Annotated in this window: 1 protein-coding gene; it reads left to right on the top strand. The window is 41.5% G+C overall.

Going from position 1 to position 282, the window contains the following annotated elements; translation table 11 throughout:
• On the top strand, positions 1-282 hold a 282-nt coding region (locus tag N8L39_RS09305), incomplete at both ends, for a hypothetical protein (RefSeq protein WP_261039377.1).

The raw sequence follows: 282 nt of genomic DNA, 5'->3' as shown, positions 1-282 counted from the left end.
ACATTTGAAGATGGAAAAACTACGAAGACAGTAGAAAAAGTTGGAACATACACAGTAGCTAAAGATGGAACAGTAACATTCACACCAGAGAAAACATTCACTGGAACAGCACCATCAGTAACAGTAAAACGTGTTGATAAGAACGGAACACCAGTTACGGCGACTTACACACCAACGGTTACACCAGTAACCCCAACGTCAACACCAGCTGAGTCAACAGAAATCCAAGGTAAAGAACAAAAAGGAACACCTGAGTTTACACCAGGAAATCCAGAAGTACCA

Origin of the sequence: Streptococcus mitis (assembly GCF_946190285.1) — a bacterium.
Taxonomy (GTDB): domain Bacteria; phylum Bacillota; class Bacilli; order Lactobacillales; family Streptococcaceae; genus Streptococcus; species Streptococcus mitis_CP.
Note: the sequence above shows the minus strand (reverse complement) of the source record. Positions and strands in the feature narration are given on the sequence as shown.